This is a genomic window from Pseudomonas sp. Pseusp15 (assembly GCF_059492165.1).
This window is the reverse complement of the sequence record NZ_CP168523.1, coordinates 4,497,559-4,516,345: the sequence shown is the minus strand read 5'-3', so window position 1 is coordinate 4,516,345 and position 18,787 is coordinate 4,497,559. Positions and strand designations below refer to the sequence as shown.

Here is an 18,787-nt window from a genome sequence, read left to right as displayed (position 1 = left end):
AATAGCTGACGCCGGGGCGTAACCCAGCGTCGGTTTTTTCCGTGTGGCGTGTAGTGCTTAGTGCACCAGCATGCCGGTGAACCAGTAAGCCTGAGCCAAGGTGATCAGGCCGACGATCGTTGCAAAGAATAGGCTGTGCTTGAGGGTGAAGCGGAACAGATCCGATTCTTTACCCACCAGCCCGGTCGCGGCGCAGGCCACGGCGATCGATTGCGGCGAGATCATTTTGCCGGTCACCCCGCCGCTGGTGTTCGCCGCCACCAACAGGGTGTCGTTGACGCCGATCTGGTGCGCGGTGGTCGCTTGCAGCGAACTGAACAGCGCGTTGGATGAGGTATCGGAGCCGGTCAGGAACACGCCGAGCCAGCCGAGGAATGGCGAGAAGAATGGGAACGCCGCACCGGTGGCAGCCAATACCAGAGCCATGGTCGACGACATGCCCGAGTAGTTGGTGACGAAGGCGAACGCCAGCACCATGCCGATGGACAAAATCGGCCAGCGCAGTTCGTAGAACGTCTCTTTTAAAGTGGTCAGACCAGTTTTAATGTTGATCTTGAGCACCAGCATCGAGATCAGCGCGGAGAAGAAAATCGCCGTGCCGGTCGCGGAAACCGGATCGAGTTTGAACACTGCCGGAATCGCTGTCGGGTTGGTTACGATCGGCGCGACCTTGATCACCATTTGATCCAGGTGCGGGATCGCGAAGTTGAACACCCAGCCATACATCGAGCCGCCGGCGGCAAACATCGCCTTGAACGGTTTCAGCGTCCAGATGGTGACCAATACGGTGAGGATCAGGAACGGCGACCAGGCTTTGAAAATTTCTCCCAGGCTGTAGGGCGAAGCCACGGTGGTGCGCGGTTGGCCGAAACCACCGGTGCTGGCCACTACGGAAGCCGAGACTGCGCCGACGATGTGCGCGCCTGCAGCGCGTTTTGGCTGCCAGATTTTCAGGAACAGCGTCAGGGAAATCAGGCTGACCAGCGCCGAGGTGATGTCCGGCAGTTCCGGGCCAATGAAGTTCGAGGTGAAGTATTGGGTGACGGCAAAACTCAAGCCGGCCACCAGCGCAGCTGGCCAGGTTTCCCGAACGCCGCGCAGGCCGTCCATCATGAACACCAGCCAGAACGGCACGAACAGCGACAGCAACGGCAGTTGGCGACCGGTCATGGCGCCGATCTTGAAGGCGTCGATGCCGGTGACTTGCCCGGCGACGATGATCGGAATCCCCAAGGCGCCGAAGGCCACAGGCGCGGTGTTGGCGATCAGGCACAGGCCGGCGGCGTACAGCGGGTTGAAGCCCAGCCCTACCAGCAGTGCGGCGGTAATCGCTACCGGTGCGCCGAAACCGGCGGCACCTTCCAGGAACGCGCCGAAGCAGAAGCCGATCAGCAGCACTTGCAGGCGCTGGTCATCGGTGATCGACAGCACCGAGCTGCGGATCACTTCGAACTGGCCACTCTTGACCGTCAGTTTGTAGAGGAACACCGCTGCCACGATGATCCACGCAATCGGCCACAGCCCGTAGGCGAAGCCATATCCGGCGGCGGCGAAAGCCATATCGACCGGCATCTGGAAAGCGAAGATTGCCACGGCAATGGACAGCGCCAGGGTGATGCTGCCGGCCACATGGCCTTTGAGGCGGAACACGGCCAAAGCCAGGAAGAAAAATACGATGGGAATGACGGCCGCGAGTGCGGACACGCCGAGACTGCCGAGCGGGCTGTAGAGCTGTTGCCAGGTTTGCATATGGGGTGGCCCCTAATTGTTGTTGGTCAGGCACTGGTCAGCGTTCTTGGATAATTGGTAAGACCAATTTACAATCGCTGTTGGCTAGGGTAAAAGCCTTGGAGGCGGTGTGTCAATTTGCCGCCCTAAAACTTTTGTCGAATGAGCGGTGCAGAACGCATCTGATCTGTTCGATCAAGCGTCGTCTGGTAGGTGCTGGCGCAGCGCCGATAGGCCAGAATAGAGAGCCCGGCGAGCCGCCGGGATCGTGGAGAATTGAGTGATGGGGTTTGATCAGATTCGGCAACGCCGTTTGTCTGACGATATTGTCGAGCAACTCGAGGGGATGATTCTCGAGGGCACCTTGAAGGCTGGCGAACGCCTGCCGGCAGAGCGTGCGTTGGCCGAGCAGTTCGGCGTGTCACGCCCTTCGTTGCGTGAGGCGATTCAGAAACTGGTGGCCAAAGGGCTGCTGGTCAGTCGTCAGGGCGGCGGCAACTATGTGGTGGAATCCCTGGGCTCGACGTTCAGCGATCCACTGCTGCACCTGCTGGAGAGCAACCCCGAGGCCCAGCGCGATTTGCTGGAGTTTCGCCATACCCTGGAAGCGTCCTGCGCTTACTACGCGGCACTGCGCGCCACCGAGGTGGATCGTGAGCGGCTGACGGCGGCGTTTGACGAATTGCAGGACTGCTATTCGCGCCACGATGAAGTGAGTCGGGCGGAAGAGGGCGCGGCGGATGCGAATTTCCACTTGGCTATCGCCGAGGCCAGTCATAACGCAGTGTTGCTGCACACCATTCGCGGGCTGTTCGATCTGCTCAAGCGCAACGTGGTGACCAACATTGGCGGCATGTACAAACAGCGCGTCGAAACCCGTGACATGCTGATTGCGCAGCACCGGGAGTTGTACCAGGCGATTATTGAGGGGCGGGCGGAAGAGGCACGAGAAGTGTCCAGTCGGCACATTTTGTATGTGCAGGAAGTGCTGGAAGAGGTGCGTCAGGAAGTGCAGCGCATGGCTCGGGCGGAGCGACGCAAGGGGATGTAGTGTGTGGCGAGGGAGCTTGCTCCCGCTGGGGCGCGAAGCGGCCCCCCGGCCAGCATTGTGGGCGGATTGTTTACGACTGCTTCGCAGCCGAGCGGGAGCAAGCTCCCTCGCCACAAAAGCCGCGATCAGGCAGGAAAATTAATCTTCCTTGCCCTTGTTCCGCACCGCACGCTGCAATTCACGGCCGGCATCGCGTTCGCGTTCGGTATCACGCTTGTCGTATTCCTTCTTGCCCTTGCCCAGAGCGATCTCGCACTTGACCATGTGCTTGCTCCAGTACCAGGACAGGCATACGCAGGCGTAACCTTTTTGCTGCACGGCAGCGGCCAGCTTCTCCAGCTCGCGCCGATTGAGCAGCAATTTTCGGGTGCGGGTCGGATCAGCGATAACGTGGGTGCTGGCCGTCGTCAGAGGCGTAATGTGGCTGCCGAGCAGCCAGGCTTCGCCATCTTTGAGCAGTACGTAACTGTCAACCAGTTGCAGCTTGCTTGCCCGCAGACTTTTTACTTCCCAGCCGGCCAGGACCAGACCAGCCTCGAACCGATGTTCGATGAAGTAATCGTGTCGCGCCTTTTTATTTTGCGCGATGGTCCCTGTTGGGTGTTTCTTCTGTTTAGCCATAGGGGCGGCATTATAGGGAGTTGCGCGCGAGTCGGCTACGGTGACGCTACGTGCTTGAGCAGGTTGATTGAATCCCGGACAATGCGGCCTCTTTTTTGAACGCTTGGGCGTGATAACGATGTCGACAGACAAGGTTTCTGTCCACGGCAGTTGGGCTAGCCGCTGGGTCTTCATACTCGCCGCGACCGGTTCGGCCGTGGGTTTGGGGAGTATCTGGAAATTCCCTTATATGGTTGGCGTCTATGGCGGTGGGGCCTTCGTGCTGATGTTCCTGGCCTGCATCGCGCTGATCGGTATGCCCGTCATGCTGGCCGAAACCCTGATCGGCCGGCGCGCGCGGCAGAGCCCGGCCAATGCCTTGAAGGTCCTGGCGCTGGAAGCGGGGCATTCGGCGAAGTGGTCCTGGGGCGCCTTTGCCGGGATGATCACGGCGTTGCTGATTCTGTCTTTCTATAGTGTGGTTGGCGGTTGGTCGCTGGATTACATCATCGACATGGGCCGTGGCGACTTTCGGGGCGTGACGGCTGATCAGGTCGGCGCATACTTCGGTAATGTGATCGCTGACCCATGGCGCCTGACACTTTGGCACACGATTTTCATGCTGTTGTCGGCAGTGGTGATCGCCAAGGGTGTGGTCGCCGGGCTGGAGCGCAGCCTGCGGATCATGATGCCGTTGCTGTTCGTGATGGTGATTGTCCTGCTGGGTTACAGCATGACCACCGGCCACTTCATGGAGGGCGTGCATTTCATGTTCGACTTCCATCCGGACAAGGTGCTTGATGGCTTGTTGCCGGCCATGGGGCACGCGTTCTTCTCCCTGAGCGTGGGTGTCGGCTCGATCATGATCTACGGCGCCTACATGCCGAAGCACTCGTCGATTTCCGGAACCGTCGTCGGTGTGGCGTTGCTCGACACCTTCGTTTCGCTGTTGGCCGGTCTGGCATTGTTTCCGATTGTGTTCGCTGCCGGCCTGAACCCGAGCGAAGGCCCAGGCCTGATGTTCGTCAGCCTGCCATTCGCCTTCGGTAACGTAGCGTTCGGCCAGTTGATGGGCGTAGTGTTCTTCGTACTGGTGGCGATTGCGGCCTGGAGTTCGGCGATTTCCCTGCTTGAGCCGATGGTGGCTTACCTGGTTGAACGCACGAAAATCAGCCGCGCCTGGGTCACCTTCTGGCTGGCATTCACCTGCTGGTTCGTCGGCCTGGGTACCGTGTTTTCTTTCAATATCTGGAAGGAAGCCAAGTTTTTCGTGAACGAAGGCGGGATGTTCCATCTCTACCAATGGGGGGCGGCCGGAGGCCTGGACTTCTTTGGTGTGATCGACTTCTTCACCTCGCGGATCATGCTGCCACTCGGTGGTTTGTGTTTCGTGGTGTTTGCGGGCTGGGTGATGGGGCGTGAAGCGGTGCGCGACGAGTTGTCGATCCGCAGCCCAGTACTGTTCGCCCTGTCCCTGTTTTTGATGCGCTATGTGGCGCCCATCGGCATTCTTGTAGTGTTTGCCGCCCAGCTGTGGAAGTAACGCTGACATGACGACACACATTCAACGTTCGGCCCTGCTGCCGTATCCGGCGCAAGCGCTTTACGACCTGGTCAACGACGTGGCCCGCTATCCGGAATTCCTGCCGTGGTGCTCATCGACCGAAATTCTGGAAAGCTCTCCCGAGTTCATGCGCGCCAGCGTCGGTGTGGCCAAGGGCGGGCTTAGTCAGCATTTCGTAACGCGTAATACCCTGGTGCCCGGGCGTTCGATCGAAATGAACCTCGAGGAAGGTCCGTTCAGCCAGTTGCACGGCGTTTGGGTGTTCAAACCGTTGGGCGAGAAGGCCTGCAAGATCAGTCTGGACCTGTCGTTCGACTACTCGGGGCCGCTGGTGCGTGCGACGTTGGGGCCTTTGTTTAATCAGGCGGCGAATACGTTGATGGACGCGTTCTGCCAGCGCGCGAAGCAAATGCATGGTTGAGGCCGTGATCAAGGTCGAGGTGGTGTATGCCGCCGTTGATCGTCAGGTGCTGCTGAGCGTAACGGTGCCGGTGGGCGCGACGGTGCGGGATGCGTTGTTCAAATCGGGCCTGAATGGCGAATTCCCGGAGCTGGATCTGGGCAGTTGTCCGGTCGGGATCTTTGGCAAAGTGATCGCTGATCCGGCCACTCGCCAGGTTCAGGAAGGGGATCGCATCGAGGTTTACCGGCCGTTGCTCGCCGACCCAAAAGAAGTTCGGCGGTTGCGTGCAGCCAAGGCGGCCGAGGCCAAAGCCCGGAATCAGTGATTCGATTAAACGCCAGACAATAAAAAACCCGGACATGCCGGGGTTTTTATTGCGTCGCAAATTATTGCGGCGAGGTTTCCAGCGGTTCTGGAGTCGGGACCGGGACAGTTTCTACGTTGTCCACGTCCTTCTGGATCTGGTCCAGCAGCGAGCCTGGCTTGACCGGTTTTTCTGGCTTCGGCTTCTCGGCGTTTCCTGCCGGCGCGGTCACGGTAGTGCCGCTGTCCTTGCCGAGAATGGCCTCGTCGCGGCTCACGCCTGGCATGAAATCGCCAGAGAGGCTGACAAGTTGGTCATTTGGGTTGAAGATAACGCTAATGCGTTCCTGTTGGCGTTCACCGCCACCGGGTTGCAGGCTATACAGGTAATCCCAGCGATCGGCATGGAACGTGTCGGTCAACAGAGGGTTGCCCATGATAAACCGTACTTGCCGACGGGTCATTCCCGGGCGCAACTGGTCTATCATGTCCTGCGTGACGACATTGCCCTGCTGGATGTCGATTTTGTAAACCCCGGGGAATGAACAACCGGCGAGTGCGAGCAGTCCCACAAAGGTGAAACTGGTTAGCAAGAGCTTGGTGTTTTGCATCGGTGGGCGACTTCCACTATCTTGGCTGGGACAACGTAAACGCCGATCATACCCGCATTAAGAGAAGCTGCGAAGCAGCATCGCGAGAAAGCTGACCATGGTTGAAAATAGCGAACTACGCAAAGCCGGCCTCAAAGTGACCCTTCCACGGGTCAAAATTCTGCAAATGCTCGATTCCGCCGAGCAACGCCACATGAGTGCCGAGGACGTCTACAAAGCACTGATGGAGGCTGGTGAGGACGTCGGTCTGGCCACGGTTTACCGTGTTCTGACCCAGTTCGAGGCAGCTGGCCTTGTGGTGCGGCACAACTTCGACGGAGGCCATGCGGTCTTCGAACTGGACGACGGCAAGCATCACGACCATATGGTCAACGTCGAGACCAGTGAAGTGATCGAATTCTTCGACGAAGAAATCGAGCGGCTGCAGAAAGCAATCGTCGACAAGTATGGCTTCGAGATGGTCGATCACAATCTTGTACTGTACGTGCGCAAGAAAAAGTAAGCATGTCGCGCGAACTTCAGGTTCGCGAAACGAACGAAGGCGACCTCAGGGTCGCCTTCGTGCTTTCTGCCCTTCTTAGATTTTCGCGGTAACAACCATTTTCTTCGCGTGAGCCAGGGACTCCTTGGTGAGGTCGATACCGCCGAGCATCCGTGCCACTTCTTCGACACGATCATTCTTGCTCAGCTTGGAGACGGCTGTGTGCGTGGCATCTTCACCGCGGACCTTGTGCACAAATAGATGTTGATGCCCCTGCGCCGCCACTTGCGGCAAGTGCGTCACGGTCAGAACCTGCCCGCGCTCCCCGAGGCGTCGCAGCAACTGGCCGACAATCTCGGCGGTCGGGCCGCCAATACCTACGTCCACTTCGTCGAACACCAGCGTCGGTACGCGGGAGGTCTGTGCGGTGATCACCTGAATCGCCAGGCTTATACGCGACAGCTCGCCCCCCGATGCCACTTTTGCCAGGGCTTTCAGCGGTTGCCCTGGGTTGGCGCTCACCAGCAGTTCCACTTGTTCTAGCCCGTTGGGCAGCAGTTCATCGCTGCTGTTGGGGCGCAGTTCGATGGTGAAGCGGCCGCCGGGCATGCCCAGGCGCTGGATTTCCTGCTCCACGGCGCTGGCCAGGCTGCTCGATGCTTGATGGCGCAGGTCGCTCAATTCCCGAGCCTTCTCCTGATAATGACGGGCGTAGGAGGCCAGCTCATCGCCCAGGCGTTCGATGGATTCATCGTTGGCATTCAGGGTTTCGATTTCGTCGAGTAGCTTCTGTTGCATCTCGGCGACCTCGGTCGGCTGGATGCGGTGTTTGCGAGCCAGGGTGTAGATCGCATCGAGGCGCTCTTCCAGGTATTGAAGGCGTGCCGGGTCTGCGTCGAAATTGTCGAGAAAACGGTTCAATTCGCCCACCGCTTCTTCAACCTGAATCTGCGCGCTGGTCAGCAGGTTGCTGGCTTCACCCAGGGCGCCGATCGAATTGTTCACGCTCGATAGGCGATTGAGGCTGGCGGTCAGTGCGTTCAATACATTGCCGGAATCACTTTCGCTGCATTGTTCGACCACTTGCCGACAAATGCCCAGCAAGGTTTCGGCGTTGGTCAGGTTCTTGTGTTCCTGCTCCAGTTGCTCCAGCTCGCTTTCGCCGAGGCCGAGGTTTTCCAGTTCTTCGAGTTGATAGCTGAGCAACTGATGACGAGCGCGCTGTTCGTCGCCGGAGTTGGAGAGGCGTTCCAGCTCCTGACGGGTCTGGCGCCAGCGTTGGGCGGCCAGTTGCACCTGACGGGCAAGGTCCGTGGCGCCGGCGTACTCGTCGAGCAGGCGGCGATGGGTATCGGTTTTGAGCAGGGATTGGTGTTCGTGCTGGCTGTGGATATCGATCAGCAACTCGCCCAGGGCCTTCAGGTCGCCGAGAGGGCAGGGGGTGCCATTGATATAGCCGCGCGAACGCCCTTCAGCAGTGATCACGCGGCGCAGAATGCACGGGCCGTCGTTCTCGAGGTCGCGTTCGGCCAGCCAGGCGCTGGCTTCAGGGATGTCGATCAGGTCGAAGGTGGCCAGGATGTCGGCCTTGTCGGCCCCCGGGCGGACTACGCCGCTGTCGGCGCGATCACCCAGGGTCAGGCCGAGGGCGTCGAGCATGATCGACTTGCCGGCGCCGGTTTCCCCTGTGATCACGCTCATCCCGCGATCGAGTTCGAGATCGAGATGTTCAACGATGGCGTAGTTGTGTACGGACAGGTGCACCAGCATGAAGGCCGCTCCCAGGCTTTAGGTCTGGTTATTTATACAGTGTTTTGTTTCTGGCTGACAATGCCCCCGCTTAGGTCGATTTGCTTGATTGAAAGAAATCCTTAGCGCGCCTGGGAATGACAAAGCAGTTGTTTTTTGTAGGGTTAATCATCGGATAGCCCTTGAAGCTGAATTTTGCGACCCCATATACCGGGGCAGAAGCGTGAGTTGAGCTCGCGGACGATATTGGAAGGAGAAATCTATGGCTGACGAACAGACAGTGGATACGCAAAATCTAGACGCCAACCAGACCCCCGAGGCTTCGGGTGAAGACCTGGCGGCTCGTGTACAAGTGCTCGAAGAGCAATTGGCTGGTGCGCAGGATCAGGCTTTGCGTGTAGCCGCCGATCTGCAGAACGTCCGCCGTCGTGCCGATCAGGACGTTGAAAAGGCTCACAAGTTCGCCCTGGAAAAATTCGCAGGCGACCTGCTGCCGATCATTGACAGCCTGGAGCGCGGCCTGGAGCTGTCCAGCCCTGACGACGAAAACATTCGTTCGATGCGCGAAGGGATCGAGCTGACCCTGAAAATGTTCCAGGACACCCTGAAGCGCTATCACCTGGAAGCCATCGATCCTGAAGGCGAACCTTTCAATGCCTCGCATCATCAGGCGATGGCCATGCAGGAAAGCGCCGACGTCGAGCCAAACAGCGTGCTCAAGGTGTTTCAGAAGGGCTATCAGCTCCACGGTCGCCTGCTGCGCCCGGCCATGGTCGTGGTCAGCAAGGCGCCTGCACCGGTTTCGCCTTCGATTGACGAGCAGGCTTGAAATTAGCCGCAAGGCCCCCATTTAGAAGTCAAGCGTTTAAGTGCTACCGCAGTCAGCCACCACTACTGCGGCATCCAAATCCAAAGTTTCGGGAGAGTGAACATGGGCAAAATTATCGGTATCGACCTGGGGACTACCAACTCCTGCGTCTCCGTGCTGGAAAACGGCAAGGCCAAAGTTATTGAAAACGCTGAAGGCGCGCGTACCACGCCGTCGATCATCGCTTATGCCAACGATGGCGAAATCCTGGTTGGCCAGTCGGCCAAGCGTCAGGCAGTGACCAATCCGCATAACACCCTGTACGCGGTGAAGCGTCTGATCGGTCGTCGTTTCGACGAAGAAGTCGTACAGAAAGACATCCAGATGGTCCCTTACAAGATCGTCAAGGCTGACAACAGCGACGCCTGGGTTGAAGTGAACGGCCAGAAAATGGCGCCGCCACAAATCTCGGCTGAAATTCTGAAGAAAATGAAGAAGACCGCCGAAGACTACCTCGGCGAGCCTGTGACCGAAGCGGTGATCACCGTTCCGGCCTACTTCAACGACAGCCAGCGTCAAGCCACCAAAGACGCCGGCCGCATCGCGGGCCTGGACGTAAAACGCATCATCAACGAACCAACCGCAGCCGCACTGGCCTACGGTATGGACAAGGCCAAGGGCGATCACACTGTGATCGTTTACGACCTGGGTGGCGGTACTTTCGACGTTTCCGTTATCGAGATCGCTGAAGTCGATGGCGAGCACCAGTTCGAAGTGTTGGCCACCAACGGCGACACCTTCCTGGGCGGTGAAGACTTTGACATTCGCCTGATCGACTACCTCGTCGACGAATTCAAGAAAGAAAGCGGCATGAACCTCAAGGGTGATCCGCTGGCCATGCAACGCCTGAAAGAAGCTGCCGAGAAAGCCAAGATCGAACTGTCCTCGAGCCAGTCGACCGACGTGAACCTGCCGTACATCACTGCAGACGCTACCGGTCCTAAGCACTTGAACGTGAAAATCTCCCGCGCCAAGCTCGAAGCGCTGGTGGAAGACCTGGTTCAGCGCACCATCGAACCTTGCCGCATCGCGATGAAAGACGCCGGTATCGATGTCAGCAAGATCGACGACGTGATTCTGGTCGGTGGTCAGACCCGTATGCCGATGGTGCAGAAAGCTGTTTCCGACTTCTTCGGTAAAGAAGCTCGTAAAGACGTTAACCCGGACGAAGCTGTTGCCATGGGTGCTGCGATCCAGGGCGCTGTATTGGCCGGCGACGTGAAAGACGTTCTGCTGCTCGACGTCAGCCCGCTGACCCTGGGTATCGAAACCATGGGTGGCGTGATGACTGCGCTGATCGAGAAAAACACCACGATTCCTACCAAGAAATCGCAAGTGTTCTCGACTGCTGACGACAACCAGAGCGCCGTGACCATTCACGTGCTGCAAGGTGAGCGTAAGCAAGCCGCACAGAACAAGTCCCTGGGCAAGTTCGACCTGGCCGAGATTCCACCGGCTCCACGTGGCGTGCCACAAATCGAAGTGACCTTCGACATCGACGCCAACGGCATTCTGCACGTAGGCGCCAAAGACAAGGCTACCGGCAAGACTCAGTCGATCGTGATCAAGGCCAACTCCGGTCTGTCCGAGGACGAAATTCAGCAGATGGTTCGCGACGCTGAACTGAATGCTGAAGAAGACCGCAAGTTTGAAGAGCTGGCGAGCGCTCGCAACCAGGGCGACGCGCTGGTTCACTCGACTCGCAAAATGGTCGCTGATGCTGGCGACAAGGTGAGCGCTGAAGAGAAGACTGCAATCGAAGCGGCAGTCGTTGCCCTGGAAGCCGCTGTTAAAGGCGACGACAAGGCTGCGATCGAAGCCAAGGTTGAAGAGCTGTCCAAGGTCTCCGCGCCAGTGGCTCAGAAAATGTATGCCGAGCAGGCTCAGCCAGCTGAAGGCGCGGCACCGAAAGGCGAAGCGGCTGAAAAAGCTGACGACGTCGTCGACGCTGAGTTCGAAGAAGTTAAAGACCACAAGTAAGTTGTTGGTCGCCCGGTTGACTGCCTTCAGGCGGTGACTGGTAGGATGTCGCCGCGCGGGAGCTTGCTCCCGCGTTGGCGTGTCTGGAGTTAGCGAATTTTTACAGCATGCGACAACGCTCGCGTGTTGGTGGCATGGCCGGGGATGCTCCTGCTTTCCGCGCCGAAAGTGCCGCATCGAATCAAAGACCAGGATCGTTGAATTGACGTGAGTTGGGTCCGGGCCTGTATTGGGGCTCAACGAGTTTGACGAGGCTCAGGAGAGGTTTGTCGAACGTCCTTAAGAGTGCAAAGACTTATGGCAAAGCGTGACTATTACGAAGTATTGGGTGTTGAGCGTGGCTCAAGCGAAGCAGACCTGAAAAAGGCCTACCGCCGCCTGGCGATGAAGCACCACCCGGACCGTAATCCCGATGACAAAGCGTCGGAAGATATGTTCAAGGAGGCCAACGAGGCCTACGAAGTGCTGTCCGATTCCAGCAAGCGCGCGGCCTATGACCAATACGGTCATGCCGGTGTCGACCCGAGCATGGGTGGCGGCGGTGCCGGTTTTGGTGGCCAGAACTTCTCCGATATCTTTGGCGATGTCTTCAGTGACTTCTTCGGTGGCGGTCGCGGCGGCTCCCGTGGCGGCGCGCAGCGTGGCAGCGACCTGCGTTACACGCTGGAGTTGAACCTGGAAGAAGCGGTGCGCGGCACAACCGTGAATATCCGTGTTCCGACACTGGTCAACTGCAAGCCGTGTGATGGCTCGGGCGCCAAGAAAGGCTCCTCGCCGGTCACCTGCCCGACGTGTGGCGGTATCGGTCAGGTACGCATGCAGCAAGGCTTCTTCTCGGTGCAGCAGACCTGCCCGCGTTGCCATGGCCAGGGCAAGATCATTTCCGATCCGTGCGATTCCTGCCACGGCGAAGGTCGTGTCGAAGAGTACAAGACGCTTTCCGTCAAAGTGCCGGCCGGTGTCGATACCGGTGACCGTATTCGTCTGTCCGGCGAAGGCGAAGCAGGCGCGCAGGGTGGTCCGACCGGCGATCTGTACGTGGTGATCAATGTGCGTGAGCACGCGATCTTCCAGCGTGATGGCAAGCACCTGTTCTGCGAAGTGCCGATCAGCTTCGTCGACGCAGCGTTGGGCGGCGAGCTGGAGATTCCGACCCTTGATGGTCGGGTCAAGCTGAAGATCCCTGAGGGGACTCAGACCGGCAAGCAGTTCCGTGTTCGCGGCAAAGGCGTTGCGCCGGTTCGTGGCGGCGGCGCTGGCGACCTGATGTGTCGTGTGGCGGTCGAAACCCCGGTCAACCTGGGTCGTCGCCAGCGCGAATTGCTGGAAGAGTTCCGCAGCTCCCTGGCGGACGACAACAGTCATTCGCCGAAAACCACTGGTTGGTTCGAAGGCGTGAAGCGCTTCTTCGGCGATTTGTAAGGAGTGAGCATGCGACGTATAGCTGTGATGGGTGCCGCCGGCCGCATGGGCAAGATCCTGGTCGAGGCGGTGCAGCAGCGCGCGCCGCTGACCGGTCTGACCGCCGCCATCGTGCGTCCCGGCAGTACGCTGATTGGCGTGGATGCCGGTGAGCTGGCCTCGTTGGGGCGTATTGGTGTGCCGCTGTCCGGTAGTCTGGATTCGGTGGCTGATGAGTTCGACGTGCTGATCGACTTCACGCTCCCGGAAGTCATGCTGAAAAACCTGGCTTTCTGCCGTAAGGCGGGCAAGGCCATGGTGATCGGCACGACAGGATTGGACGCCGCGCAGAAGCAGTTGCTGGCCGAGGCGGGCAAGGATATTCCTATCGTGTTCGCGGCCAATTTCAGCGTCGGTGTAAACCTGTCGCTGAAGCTGCTCGACATGGCTGCGCGCGTGCTGGGTGATGATGCGGATATCGAAATCATCGAGGCTCACCATCGGCACAAGATCGATGCGCCTTCGGGCACGGCGCTGCGCATGGGTGAAGTAATCGCCAATGCGCTGGATCGTGATCTGCAGAAGGTTGCGGTCTATGGACGTGAAGGTCACACCGGTGCGCGTGAGCGTGAAACGATCGGCTTTGCCACTGTTCGCGGTGGTGATGTGGTCGGTGATCATACGGTGCTGTTCGCCTGCGAGGGCGAGCGACTGGAAATCACGCACAAGGCATCCAGTCGCATGACCTTCGCCAAGGGCGCGGTACGTGCAGCTTTGTGGCTGGACGGTCGTGAGCCAGGCCTCTACGACATGCAAGACGTGCTCGACCTGCGTTAAGATGCAGCCGAAACCGGGTTCAAACATAGCCTTTGAGCCCGGTTTTAAACCGCCAAGCGACGTCCTGTCGCATTCTCCGGCCTTTAGGGCTCATTGGCGGTAGACCAAAAATGCCTTTTTCTGTAAGCTACAGCTTTAGTGTGTCCACTAAAAGCGCGCAGAATAATTCGATGAAGAAGCGGGGTGACGTGTCCATACGTCACTCCGCTTTTTTACAACCTGCGATCGCCCTTTCAGGCTTTATTTACGGGAGGTCTTCTTGACTAAGCCAGCCATACTCGCCCTTGCTGATGGCAGCATTTTTCGCGGCGAAGCCATTGGAGCCGACGGACAAACCGTTGGTGAGGTGGTGTTCAACACCGCAATGACCGGCTATCAGGAAATCCTTACCGATCCTTCCTACGCCCAACAGATCGTTACCCTGACTTACCCGCACATCGGCAACACTGGTACTACGCCGGAAGACGCCGAGTCCGATCGCGTCTGGTCCGCTGGCCTGGTCATCCGTGACCTGCCACTGGTTGCGAGCAACTGGCGCAACACGATGTCTCTGTCCGACTACCTGAAAGCCAATAATGTCGTGGCTATCGCCGGTATCGACACTCGCCGCCTGACACGCATCCTGCGTGAGAAAGGCGCGCAGAACGGCTGCATCATGGCCGGTGACAACATTTCCGAAGAAGCCGCCATCGCCGCTGCCCAGGGTTTTCCTGGTCTCAAGGGCATGGACCTGGCGAAAGTCGTCAGCACCAAAGAGAAGTACGAGTGGCGCTCGACTGTCTGGGACTTGAAGACCGATAGCCACGCGACCATCGACGCTTCCGATCTGCCATACCACGTGGTTGCCTACGACTACGGCGTCAAGCTGAACATCCTGCGCATGCTGGTCGAGCGCGGTTGCCGCGTGACCGTGGTGCCAGCTCAAACGCCCGCGGCTGACGTTCTGGCTCTGAAGCCGGACGGCGTGTTCCTGTCCAACGGCCCGGGTGACCCTGAGCCATGCGACTACGCGATCCAGGCCATTAAAGACGTGCTGGAAACCGAGATCCCGGTATTCGGTATCTGCCTCGGCCACCAACTGCTGGCTCTGGCCTCCGGCGCCAAGACCCTGAAAATGGGCCACGGCCACCACGGTGCCAACCACCCGGTTCAGGATCTGGACAGCGGTGTGGTGATGATCACCAGCCAGAACCACGGTTTTGCGGTAGACGAAGCGACCCTGCCAGGCAACGTTCGGGCGATCCACAAATCGCTGTTCGACGGCACCCTGCAAGGTATCGAGCGTACCGACAAGAGCGCCTTCAGCTTCCAGGGTCACCCTGAAGCCAGCCCTGGCCCGAACGACGTAGCGCCACTGTTTGATCGCTTCATCAACGAAATGGCCAAGCGACGCTGATCGCTCGCCCTGATGTAGCGAAGCCTGGGGGCGGTCCCGAAACCGGCGGCCCCCTCAAGGCTTCAGAGATTGAACAAGACGGCTTGCCGACTGACCTGCGGATTTGAGTGACAACCCATGCCAAAACGTACAGACATTAAAAGCATCCTGATTCTCGGCGCTGGCCCGATCGTGATCGGCCAGGCCTGCGAATTCGACTACTCCGGCGCCCAGGCCTGTAAAGCCCTGCGCGAGGAGGGTTACCGCGTCATCCTGGTGAACTCCAACCCGGCGACCATCATGACCGACCCGGCCATGGCCGACGCCACCTACATCGAACCGATCAAGTGGCAGACCGTTGCCAAGATCATCGAGAAAGAGCGTCCGGACGCGCTGCTGCCGACCATGGGTGGCCAGACCGCCCTGAACTGCGCCCTGGACCTGGAGCGCGAAGGCGTTCTGGAGAAGTTCGGCGTAGAGATGATCGGCGCCAACGCTGACACCATCGACAAGGCTGAAGACCGTTCGCGCTTTGATAAGGCGATGAAATCCATCGGTCTGGACTGCCCGCGTTCGGGTATCGCCCATAGCATGGAAGAGGCCAATGCGGTTCTCGATCGTCTGGGCTTCCCGTGCATCATTCGTCCGTCCTTCACCATGGGCGGCACCGGTGGCGGTATCGCTTACAACCGTGAAGAGTTCGAAGAAATCTGCGCCCGCGGTCTGGATCTGTCGCCGACCAAAGAGCTGCTGATTGACGAATCGCTGATCGGCTGGAAAGAATACGAGATGGAAGTTGTCCGCGATAAAAAGGACAACTGCATCATCGTCTGCTCCATCGAAAACTTCGACCCGATGGGCGTGCACACCGGTGACTCGATCACGGTTGCACCCGCACAGACCCTGACCGACAAGGAATACCAGATCCTGCGTAACGCCTCTCTGGCGGTACTGCGCGAGATCGGCGTGGAAACCGGCGGCTCCAACGTCCAGTTCGGCATCTGCCCGAACACTGGTCGCATGGTGGTCATCGAGATGAACCCGCGGGTATCCCGTTCCTCGGCCCTGGCATCGAAAGCCACCGGTTTCCCGATCGCCAAGGTCGCGGCGAAACTGGCCGTCGGTTACACCCTCGACGAACTGTCGAACGACATCACCGGCGGCAAGACCCCGGCGTCCTTCGAGCCGTCCATCGACTACGTCGTCACCAAACTGCCACGCTTTGCCTTCGAGAAATTCCCGAAAGCCGACGCACGCCTGACCACTCAAATGAAGTCGGTCGGTGAGGTCATGGCCATCGGCCGGACCTTCCAGGAATCCCTGCAGAAAGCTCTGCGCGGTCTGGAAGTGGGTGTTTGCGGCCTGGACGAGAAGCTCGACCTGAGCAACCCGGAAAGCATGAGCATCCTCAAGCGCGAACTGACCGTGCCGGGTGCCGAGCGTATCTGGTACGTGGCTGACGCGTTCCGCGCGGGCCTGTCGGTCGAAGACATCTTCGGCATGAACATGATCGACCCGTGGTTCCTGGTGCAGATCGAAGATCTGATCAAGGAAGAAGAGAAGGTCAAGACCCTGGGTCTGTCCGCTATCGACCGCGACCTGATGTTCCGCCTCAAGCGTAAAGGCTTCTCCGATCAGCGTCTGGCCAAGCTGCTGGGCGTCACCGAGAAAAACCTGCGTACCCATCGTCACAAGCTGGAAGTGTTCCCGGTCTACAAGCGCGTCGACACCTGCGCCGCCGAGTTCGCCACCGACACCGCGTACCTGTACTCGACTTACGAGGAAGAGTGCGAAGCTGCGCCGTCGGGCCGTGACAAGATCATGATCCTGGGTGGCGGTCCAAACCGCATCGGCCAGGGCATCGAGTTCGACTATTGCTGCGTACACGCAGCACTGGCCCTGCGCGATGACGGGTACGAGACCATCATGGTCAACTGCAACCCGGAAACCGTTTCCACCGACTACGACACCTCCGATCGTCTGTACTTCGAACCAGTGACCCTGGAAGACGTGCTGGAAATCGTCCGCGTCGAGAAGCCAAAAGGCGTGATCGTTCAGTACGGCGGTCAGACCCCGCTGAAACTGGCCCGTGCCCTGGAAGCCGCCGGCGTGCCGATCATCGGCACCAGTCCTGACGCCATCGACCGCGCCGAAGACCGTGAGCGCTTCCAGCAGATGGTTGAGCGTCTGAACCTGCGTCAGCCGCCTAACGCCACCGTGCGCAGCGAAGATGAAGCGATTCGTGCTGCCGCCAAAATCGGTTACCCGCTGGTGGTTCGTCCGTCCTACGTACTGGGCGGGCGTGCGATGGAAATCGTTTACGAAGAGGAAGAACTCAAGCGCTACCTGCGTGAAGCGGTTCAAGTGTCCAACGACAGCCCGGTGCTGCTGGACCACTTCCTCAACTGCGCGATCGAAATGGACGTGGATGCGGTCTGCGACGGCACCGACGTGGTGATCGGCGCGATCATGCAGCACATTGAGCAGGCCGGCGTTCACTCCGGTGACTCCGCGTGCTCCCTGCCGCCGTATTCGCTGCCTGCACATATCCAGGACGAGATGCGCGAACAGGTCAAGAAAATGGCCCTGGAACTGGGCGTGGTCGGCCTGATGAACGTTCAGTTGGCGCTGCAAGGCGAAGACATCTACGTCATCGAAGTCAACCCGCGCGCATCCCGTACCGTACCGTTCGTCTCCAAGTGCATCGGTGTGTCCCTGGCGATGGTCGCGGCTCGCGTGATGGCCGGTAAAACCCTGAAGGAAATCGGCTTCACCAAAGAAATCATTCCGAACTTCTACAGCGTGAAAGAGGCGGTGTTCCCATTCGCCAAATTCCCTGGCGTGGACCCGATCCTGGGCCCAGAGATGAAGTCCACCGGTGAAGTGATGGGCGTGGGCGACACCTTCGGCGAAGCCTTTGCCAAGGCTCAGATGGGCGCCAGTGAAGTGCTGCCAACCGGTGGTACCGCGTTCATCAGCGTGCGCGACGATGACAAGCCGCTGGTTGCAGGCGTGGCCCGTGATCTGATCAACTTGGGCTTCGAAGTGGTCGCCACTGCCGGTACTGCCAAGCTGATCGAAGCTGCAGGCCTGAAAGTGCGTCGTGTGAACAAGGTGACCGAGGGTCGTCCGCACGTGGTCGACATGATCAAGAATGACGAAGTCACTCTGATCATCAACACCACCGAAGGTCGTCAGTCGATCGCTGATTCCTACTCCATTCGTCGTAATGCCTTGCAGCACAAGATCTACTGCACCACTACTATTGCTGCTGGCGAAGCTATCTGCGAAGCGCTGAAGTTCGGTCCTGAGAAGACCGTGCGCCGCTTGCAGGATCTACACGCAGGATTGAAGGCATGATCAAATACCCAATGACCGTCAAGGGCGCTAAAGCCCTGGAAGAAGAACACGCTCATCTGACCAAGGTCGTTCGTCCGAAACTCAGTCAGGACATCGGTACGGCCCGCGAGTTGGGTGACTTGAAGGAAAACGCCGAATACCACGCTGCTCGCGAGCAGCAGGGGATGGTCGAGGCGCGGATTCGTGACATTGAAGGCCGCATGCAAAACGCTGTGGTCATCGACGTAACGACCATCGAGCACACCGGCAAGGTGATTTTCGGCACCACCGTCGAAATCGCCAATGTCGAGACCGATGAAAGCGTGACTTACCAGATCGTTGGTGAGGATGAAGCAGACATCAAGCTCGGCAAGATCTCCGTCGGTTCGCCGATCGCCCGTGCCTTGATCGCCAAGGAAGAGGGTGATGTGGTGGCGGTCAAAACGCCGGGTGGCGTTATCGAGTATGAGATTGTCGAAGTTCGCCACATCTGAAAG

General features: G+C 58.9%; 16 protein-coding genes. 12 read left to right on the top strand and 4 right to left on the bottom strand.

Going from position 1 to position 18,787, the window contains the following annotated elements; genetic code table 11:
* Positions 1-57 precede the first annotated feature (57 nt).
* Positions 58-1,749, bottom strand: a complete 1,692-nt coding sequence (locus tag ACEN8R_RS20475) for a lactate permease LctP family transporter (protein ID WP_495624296.1) — start codon at positions 1,747-1,749, stop codon at positions 58-60.
* Positions 1,750-2,011: 262 nt separating this feature from the next.
* Between ACEN8R_RS20475 and ACEN8R_RS20470 the strand changes: the two genes are divergently transcribed.
* A complete protein-coding gene (locus ACEN8R_RS20470) occupies positions 2,012-2,779 on the top strand; it encodes an FCD domain-containing protein (protein ID WP_064616136.1) in 768 nt (255 codons plus the stop codon).
* Positions 2,780-2,917: 138 nt separating this feature from the next.
* Here ACEN8R_RS20470 and smpB read toward each other — a convergent pair whose 3' ends face one another.
* Entirely contained in the window at positions 2,918-3,400 is a 483-nt protein-coding gene (gene smpB, locus ACEN8R_RS20465; protein WP_018929470.1) for an SsrA-binding protein SmpB, read from the bottom strand.
* A 118-nt stretch (positions 3,401-3,518) separates the two neighbouring features.
* On the opposite strand from smpB, the gene ACEN8R_RS20460 reads away from it, so the two are divergent.
* The 3 genes from ACEN8R_RS20460 to ACEN8R_RS20450 are packed head-to-tail and all read left to right on the top strand — an operon-like array spanning position 3,519 to position 5,671.
* Positions 3,519-4,922 (top strand): sodium-dependent transporter, encoded by a 1,404-nt coding sequence (locus ACEN8R_RS20460; RefSeq protein WP_026286670.1) that lies wholly within the window; start codon positions 3,519-3,521, stop codon positions 4,920-4,922.
* A 7-nt stretch (positions 4,923-4,929) separates the two neighbouring features.
* Positions 4,930-5,364, top strand: a complete 435-nt coding sequence (locus ACEN8R_RS20455; RefSeq protein WP_007933502.1) for a type II toxin-antitoxin system RatA family toxin — start codon at positions 4,930-4,932, stop codon at positions 5,362-5,364.
* Positions 5,357-5,671 (top strand): RnfH family protein, encoded by a 315-nt coding sequence (locus tag ACEN8R_RS20450; RefSeq protein WP_111454482.1) that lies wholly within the window; start codon positions 5,357-5,359, stop codon positions 5,669-5,671. The genes ACEN8R_RS20455 and ACEN8R_RS20450 overlap by 8 nt, the downstream gene beginning before the upstream one ends.
* 61 nt (positions 5,672-5,732) lie before the next feature.
* Here ACEN8R_RS20450 and ACEN8R_RS20445 read toward each other — a convergent pair whose 3' ends face one another.
* The gene (locus tag ACEN8R_RS20445) at positions 5,733-6,260 is read right to left on the bottom strand and encodes an outer membrane protein assembly factor BamE (protein ID WP_018929473.1); all 528 of its coding nucleotides are present in this window, start codon (positions 6,258-6,260) and stop codon (positions 5,733-5,735) included.
* A gap of 97 nt (positions 6,261-6,357) precedes the next feature.
* Here ACEN8R_RS20445 and fur point away from each other — a divergent pair, with 97 nt between their 5' ends.
* Positions 6,358-6,762, top strand: a complete 405-nt coding sequence (fur, locus tag ACEN8R_RS20440) for a ferric iron uptake transcriptional regulator (protein WP_003197684.1) — start codon at positions 6,358-6,360, stop codon at positions 6,760-6,762.
* A 75-nt stretch (positions 6,763-6,837) separates the two neighbouring features.
* On the opposite strand, the gene recN is transcribed toward fur, so the two are convergent.
* Positions 6,838-8,511 (bottom strand): DNA repair protein RecN, encoded by a 1,674-nt coding sequence (gene recN / locus ACEN8R_RS20435; protein WP_018929474.1) that lies wholly within the window; start codon positions 8,509-8,511, stop codon positions 6,838-6,840.
* Between the two features lie 241 nt (positions 8,512-8,752).
* Between recN and grpE the strand changes: the two genes are divergently transcribed.
* From grpE to greA, 7 genes are all read left to right on the top strand, one after another.
* Complete coding sequence (gene grpE, locus ACEN8R_RS20430) at positions 8,753-9,319, top strand: nucleotide exchange factor GrpE (protein ID WP_018929475.1); 567 nt, start codon at positions 8,753-8,755, stop codon at positions 9,317-9,319.
* Between the two features lie 102 nt (positions 9,320-9,421).
* Positions 9,422-11,338 (top strand): molecular chaperone DnaK, encoded by a 1,917-nt coding sequence (dnaK, locus tag ACEN8R_RS20425; RefSeq protein WP_018929476.1) that lies wholly within the window; start codon positions 9,422-9,424, stop codon positions 11,336-11,338.
* A gap of 297 nt (positions 11,339-11,635) precedes the next feature.
* The gene (gene dnaJ / locus ACEN8R_RS20420; RefSeq protein ID WP_018929477.1) at positions 11,636-12,760 is read left to right on the top strand and encodes a molecular chaperone DnaJ; all 1,125 of its coding nucleotides are present in this window, start codon (positions 11,636-11,638) and stop codon (positions 12,758-12,760) included.
* Between the two features lie 9 nt (positions 12,761-12,769).
* Complete coding sequence (gene dapB / locus ACEN8R_RS20415; protein WP_026286671.1) at positions 12,770-13,576, top strand: 4-hydroxy-tetrahydrodipicolinate reductase; 807 nt, start codon at positions 12,770-12,772, stop codon at positions 13,574-13,576.
* A gap of 259 nt (positions 13,577-13,835) precedes the next feature.
* Complete coding sequence (gene carA, locus ACEN8R_RS20410; protein WP_018929479.1) at positions 13,836-14,972, top strand: glutamine-hydrolyzing carbamoyl-phosphate synthase small subunit; 1,137 nt, start codon at positions 13,836-13,838, stop codon at positions 14,970-14,972.
* 117 nt (positions 14,973-15,089) lie between these two features.
* Positions 15,090-18,311 carry a carbamoyl-phosphate synthase large subunit gene (gene carB, locus ACEN8R_RS20405; RefSeq protein ID WP_018929480.1) on the top strand — a complete coding sequence of 1,074 codons (3,222 nt, stop codon included), beginning with the start codon at positions 15,090-15,092 and terminating at the stop codon, positions 18,309-18,311.
* Positions 18,308-18,784: a transcription elongation factor GreA gene (gene greA / locus ACEN8R_RS20400; protein ID WP_018929481.1), complete on the top strand. Its 477-nt coding sequence runs from the start codon at positions 18,308-18,310 to the stop codon at positions 18,782-18,784. Before carB ends, greA begins: the two co-directional genes overlap by 4 nt.
* Positions 18,785-18,787: the final 3 nt, after the last annotated feature.

What these genes read in the sequence shown, in the direction of transcription:
- ACEN8R_RS20475 (WP_495624296.1), bottom strand. Translation starts at nt 1,749, where the DNA reads ATGCAAACCTGGCAACAGCTCTACAGCCCGCTCGGCAGTCTCGGCGTG.
- ACEN8R_RS20470 (WP_064616136.1), top strand. Translation starts at nt 2,012, where the DNA reads ATGGGGTTTGATCAGATTCGGCAACGCCGTTTGTCTGACGATATTGTC.
- smpB (WP_018929470.1), bottom strand. Translation starts at nt 3,400, where the DNA reads ATGGCTAAACAGAAGAAACACCCAACAGGGACCATCGCGCAAAATAAA.
- ACEN8R_RS20460 (WP_026286670.1), top strand. Translation starts at nt 3,519, where the DNA reads ATGTCGACAGACAAGGTTTCTGTCCACGGCAGTTGGGCTAGCCGCTGG.
- ACEN8R_RS20455 (WP_007933502.1), top strand. Translation starts at nt 4,930, where the DNA reads ATGACGACACACATTCAACGTTCGGCCCTGCTGCCGTATCCGGCGCAA.
- ACEN8R_RS20450 (WP_111454482.1), top strand. Translation starts at nt 5,357, where the DNA reads ATGGTTGAGGCCGTGATCAAGGTCGAGGTGGTGTATGCCGCCGTTGAT.
- ACEN8R_RS20445 (WP_018929473.1), bottom strand. Translation starts at nt 6,260, where the DNA reads ATGCAAAACACCAAGCTCTTGCTAACCAGTTTCACCTTTGTGGGACTG.
- fur (WP_003197684.1), top strand. Translation starts at nt 6,358, where the DNA reads ATGGTTGAAAATAGCGAACTACGCAAAGCCGGCCTCAAAGTGACCCTT.
- recN (WP_018929474.1), bottom strand. Translation starts at nt 8,511, where the DNA reads ATGCTGGTGCACCTGTCCGTACACAACTACGCCATCGTTGAACATCTC.
- grpE (WP_018929475.1), top strand. Translation starts at nt 8,753, where the DNA reads ATGGCTGACGAACAGACAGTGGATACGCAAAATCTAGACGCCAACCAG.
- dnaK (WP_018929476.1), top strand. Translation starts at nt 9,422, where the DNA reads ATGGGCAAAATTATCGGTATCGACCTGGGGACTACCAACTCCTGCGTC.
- dnaJ (WP_018929477.1), top strand. Translation starts at nt 11,636, where the DNA reads ATGGCAAAGCGTGACTATTACGAAGTATTGGGTGTTGAGCGTGGCTCA.
- dapB (WP_026286671.1), top strand. Translation starts at nt 12,770, where the DNA reads ATGCGACGTATAGCTGTGATGGGTGCCGCCGGCCGCATGGGCAAGATC.
- carB (WP_018929480.1), top strand. Translation starts at nt 15,090, where the DNA reads ATGCCAAAACGTACAGACATTAAAAGCATCCTGATTCTCGGCGCTGGC.
- greA (WP_018929481.1), top strand. Translation starts at nt 18,308, where the DNA reads ATGATCAAATACCCAATGACCGTCAAGGGCGCTAAAGCCCTGGAAGAA.